At 73.2% G+C, this 3,828-nt stretch carries 5 protein-coding genes; 3 read left to right on the forward strand and 2 right to left on the reverse strand.

Translation table 11 applies throughout. The features are described from left to right. The first annotated feature begins 151 nt into the window (after nucleotides 1-151). Both HW578_RS24100 and HW578_RS24105 read left to right on the forward strand, forming a co-directional pair. Entirely contained in the window at nucleotides 152-895 is a 744-nt protein-coding gene (locus tag HW578_RS24100; protein ID WP_369407968.1) for a M23 family metallopeptidase, read from the forward strand. Beyond that, nucleotides 892-1,497, forward strand: a complete 606-nt coding sequence (locus HW578_RS24105; RefSeq protein ID WP_198373246.1) for an SAM-dependent methyltransferase — start codon at nucleotides 892-894, stop codon at nucleotides 1,495-1,497. The genes HW578_RS24100 and HW578_RS24105 overlap by 4 nt, the downstream gene beginning before the upstream one ends. 2 nt (nucleotides 1,498-1,499) lie before the next feature. On the opposite strand, the gene HW578_RS24110 is transcribed toward HW578_RS24105, so the two are convergent. Together HW578_RS24110 and HW578_RS24115 are read right to left on the reverse strand one after the other, a co-directional pair. Then, nucleotides 1,500-2,411, reverse strand: a complete 912-nt coding sequence (locus HW578_RS24110; protein ID WP_198373247.1) for a DUF808 domain-containing protein — start codon at nucleotides 2,409-2,411, stop codon at nucleotides 1,500-1,502. Between the two features lie 94 nt (nucleotides 2,412-2,505). Beyond that, the gene (locus tag HW578_RS24115; protein ID WP_232479246.1) at nucleotides 2,506-2,850 is read right to left on the reverse strand and encodes a phage holin family protein; all 345 of its coding nucleotides are present in this window, start codon (nucleotides 2,848-2,850) and stop codon (nucleotides 2,506-2,508) included. Between the two features lie 87 nt (nucleotides 2,851-2,937). On the opposite strand from HW578_RS24115, the gene yddG reads away from it, so the two are divergent. Beyond that, nucleotides 2,938-3,780 (forward strand): aromatic amino acid exporter YddG, encoded by an 843-nt coding sequence (gene yddG / locus HW578_RS24120; RefSeq protein WP_198373248.1) that lies wholly within the window; start codon nucleotides 2,938-2,940, stop codon nucleotides 3,778-3,780. Nucleotides 3,781-3,828: the final 48 nt, after the last annotated feature.

The following is a 3,828-nucleotide window of genomic DNA, read 5'->3' on the forward strand; positions in this document are numbered from 1 at the left end:
CCCCTCCCCCGAAATCCCGGATGACAGTAACGGGATCCAAGGGCCCCTCGGCCCTTGGCGGGGTGGTCCGGAGGGGCGGAGCCCCTCCGCATGCAACCGCCGCGCCCTGCTGGCAGCCCCCGCCCTGCTCCTCGCCCGTCCCGCCGCGGCCGTGACCTTCCCCGACCGCGGCCTGGCGCAGGGCGGCTTCGTGCTCGGCCAGGCCGCGCCGGGCACGCGGCTCGCGCTCGATGGGCGGGCCGTGCGGGTCGCGGCGGATGGCGCCTTCGCGTTCGGCTTCGGGCGCGATCACGGTGCGGCGTCCACGCTGTCGATCGCGCAGCCAGGCCAGCGGGCGGAGGAGCGGCGGCTCGCGATCGCGCGGCGGCAGTGGCAGGAGCAGCGCATCAGCGGCCTGCCCCCGGCGCAGGTCACGCCCGACGAGGAAACCCTGCAGCGCATCCTGCGCGAGCGGGAGCGGCTCGGCGCCGCACGCGCGGCGGACAGCGCGCTGACCGGCTTCGCGCAAGGCTTCATCGCGCCGGCGAGCGGTCGGATCTCGGGCGTCTTCGGCAGCCGGCGCGTGCTGAACGGCCAACCCCGGCAGCCGCATTACGGCCTGGATTTCGCGGTGCCGACCGGCACGCCGCTGCTGGCGGTCGCGGCGGGACGCGTGACGCTGGCCGATTCCTTCCACTTCTTCGGTGACCTTGTGGTGATCGACCATGGGCATGGCGTGAACACGCTCTATGCCCATCTCTCGCGCATCGACGTCCGGGAGGGGCAGATGGTGGGCAAGGGCGAACGCATCGCGCTGTCGGGTGCGACGGGGCGCGTGACCGGGCCGCACCTGCATTTCTCGCTGTCCTGGTATCAGGTCTGGCTCGACCCGCAGCCGGTGGTGCTGGGCGCATGAGCACGTCGCTCGCCTGGGACGAACGCTATGCGGGCGGCGGCTTCCAGTTCGGCGAGGCGCCGAACCTGTTCCTGCTGGGCCAGGCGCATCGTCTGAAACCTGGCATGCGCGCGCTTGCGGTTGGCGATGGCGAGGGGCGCAACGGCGTCTGGCTGGCGGAACAGGGGTTGGCGGCGACCAGCCTGGACTGGTCCGCCGTCGGGCTCGAGAAGGCGCGCGCCCTGGCCGCGCGGCGCGGCGTGGCGTTGCGCACCGTGACCGCCGACGCCACCCGCTGGGACTGGCCGGTCGCCGGCTTCGACGTGATCGCCTGGATCTTCGTGCATCTGCCGCTGGAGGATCGCGCCATTGCCTGCGCCGGCGCGATGCGCGCCCTCGCGCCCGGCGGCCTGCTGCTGCTGGAGGCCTTCACGCCGGCGCAGGAAGGCCGCCGCAGCGGCGGGCCGAAAGACCCGTCTTTGCTGTGGTCTCGTGCGCTGGTCGAACGGCACTTCGCGGGGCTCGACGTCCTGGAACTGCTGGAAGGCACCGTGGCCCTCGACGAAGGCCCGCGCCACCAGGGCCAGGCCGAAGTGGTGCGCGCCGTGCTGCGCCGGCCCTGACTCTACTTGTGCAGCAGGCGGCCCAGCACCGGCATCGCCGCGAAGCCGACGACGAGGCCCGCGACGCCCGCCAGGGCCGCATTCACCACCCATTCGACCGCGCCCCCGCCCAGCGCGCGCCCCGCTGCGGCAGCGATGTCATGGACCAGGTGCGGCAGCGCACCCAGGCCGAATTCCTCCATGCCGTGCAGGATGATGCCGCCGCCCACCCAGATCATGGCCGCGGTGCCGACGACCGAGAGCACCTTCAGCACCACGGGCATGCCGCGCACCAGAAGCGCGCCGGCCGAGATTCCGCGTCGGACCATCGCCGCGCCCACATCGTCCGCCTTCACGATGAGGGCGACCACGCCATAGACGCCGACGGTGATGACCAGCGCCACCAGCGCCAGCACCGCCGCCTGCGTCCAGATGTTCGACTGCGGCATGGTGGCGAGCGCGATGGCCATGATCTCGGCCGACAGGATGAAGTCGGTCTTGATCGCGCCGGCGACGCGTTCGTTCTCGAGGTGCAGCGCGTCGACCGGCGCGGCATCGACCAGCGCCTGGTCGGCGTGCGGGCGGATCCACTCCGCGACCTTCTCGCTGCCCTCGAAGCACAGGTAGATGCCGCCCAGCACCAGCAGCGGCGTGATCAGCCACGGCGCGAAGGCCGACAGCAGCAGCGCCGCCGGCAGCAGCACCAGGAACTTGTTGCGCAGCGACCCCAGCGCGATGCGCCCGATGATCGGCAATTCGCGCGAGGCATCGAAGCCCACCACGTAGCGCGGCGTGACCGCGGCGTCGTCGATCACCACGCCCGCCGCCTTCGCCCCGGCCTTTCCCGCCTGTAGCGCGACATCGTCGAGCGACGCGGCCGCCACCTTGGCGATGGCCGCCACGTCGTCCAGAAGGGCGAGAAGGCCTGTGCTCATGCGATGTGTCCCGGGCTTGGCGATGCAGCCTCGCAGAAGCGGGCAGGGCGTTCAATCCGGCGGCGCAGCGGATGCCCCCGCCATGGCCTGGGCTTCATACCTTCCGCGCGCGCCCATTGATCACGGCCGAGACGACGGAGACGACCAGTGCCCCGAGCAGCGCGGCGCCGAAGCCCGAGACCGTGAAGCCCGGCACCAGGCGGGCGACCAGCGCCAGCATCGCCGCATTCACCACCAGGATGAACAGCCCGAAGGTCAGGATGGTGATCGGGATCGACAGCAGCAGCGCAACCGGTCGGATGGTCGCGTTGACGATGCCGAGCACCACCGCCGCGAGCAGCAGCGCCCGGCCATCCGCGGCATGAAGGCCGGGAAGGATCGCCACCGCGACCCACAAGGCAACGGCGGTCACCGCCGTTCGCACCACGAAATCCAGCATTTTCCCCCGCGCTGCGCGACGCTATGCCTGCACCCCGGCAGGGCGCCGCGCCCTTCCTGACACCTCCGGACAGCCTGCGACGGCCGCATGTCGATTTCCACCCTCGCCGGCTCCGGCGCCCTGGTCCTGTGGGCCTTCCTGGCGCTGCTCGCGCGCATGGCGCAGGGCGTGCCGGCCTTGCAGCTCACGGCCATGGCCTTCGCGGTGGGGGGGCTGATCGCGCTAGGCGTGGTGGCGGCGCGCGGGCGGCTCGCCGCGCTGCGCCAGGGCGGGCTGGCCTGGGCGCATGGCGTGGGCGGGCTGTTCGGCTACCACGCGCTGTACTTCGCCGCCCTGGCGCTGGCGCCGGCGGTCGAGGCGAACCTGCTCAACTACCTCTGGCCGTTGCTGATCGTGCTGCTCTCGGCGCCGGTGCTCGGGCTGCGGCTGGGGCCGCGGCGGCTGGCGGGCGTGGCGCTCGGCTTCGTGGGCTGCGCGGTGCTGGTGGGGGCGGGCGCGTCCTTCCCGGCGGGGGCGGCCTGGGGCTTCGCCTGCGCGGTGGGTTGCGCGGTGGTCTGGGCGGCCTATTCCGTGACCTCGAAGCGCATGGCGGCGGTGCCCACCGATGCGCTGGCCGGCTTCTGCATCGCCACCGCGCTGCTGGCCGGCGCGGCGCACCTGGCCTTCGAGGCGACGGTGGTGCCGGATGCGCGGCAATGGCTCGCGGTGCTGCTGCTCGGCGCCGGCCCGCTCGGGGCCGCCTTCTTCCTGTGGGATGCCGGGATGAAGCGGGGCGATCCGCGCCTGCTCGGCACGCTGGCCTATGCGGTGCCGGTCGCCTCGACGCTGCTGCTGGTGGTGGCCGGGGAAGGCGTGCTCGACTGGCGCGTGGCGGTGGCGGCGGCGCTGGTGGCGGGCGGCGGGCTGCTGGCGGCGACGGCGCGCGGCTGACGGCGCCGTTCGCCGGGCGTTCGCTCGCCTCGCGACATGGCCTGGCGG

The sequence above is a fragment of the Roseomonas rosulenta genome (assembly GCF_016106005.1).
Classification (GTDB): domain Bacteria; phylum Pseudomonadota; class Alphaproteobacteria; order Acetobacterales; family Acetobacteraceae; genus Neoroseomonas; species Neoroseomonas rosulenta.

What these genes read in the sequence shown, in the direction of transcription:
- HW578_RS24105 (WP_198373246.1), top strand. Translation starts at nt 892, where the DNA reads ATGAGCACGTCGCTCGCCTGGGACGAACGCTATGCGGGCGGCGGCTTC.
- HW578_RS24110 (WP_198373247.1), bottom strand. Translation starts at nt 2,411, where the DNA reads ATGAGCACAGGCCTTCTCGCCCTTCTGGACGACGTGGCGGCCATCGCC.
- HW578_RS24115 (WP_232479246.1), bottom strand. Translation starts at nt 2,850, where the DNA reads ATGCTGGATTTCGTGGTGCGAACGGCGGTGACCGCCGTTGCCTTGTGG.
- yddG (WP_198373248.1), top strand. Translation starts at nt 2,938, where the DNA reads ATGTCGATTTCCACCCTCGCCGGCTCCGGCGCCCTGGTCCTGTGGGCC.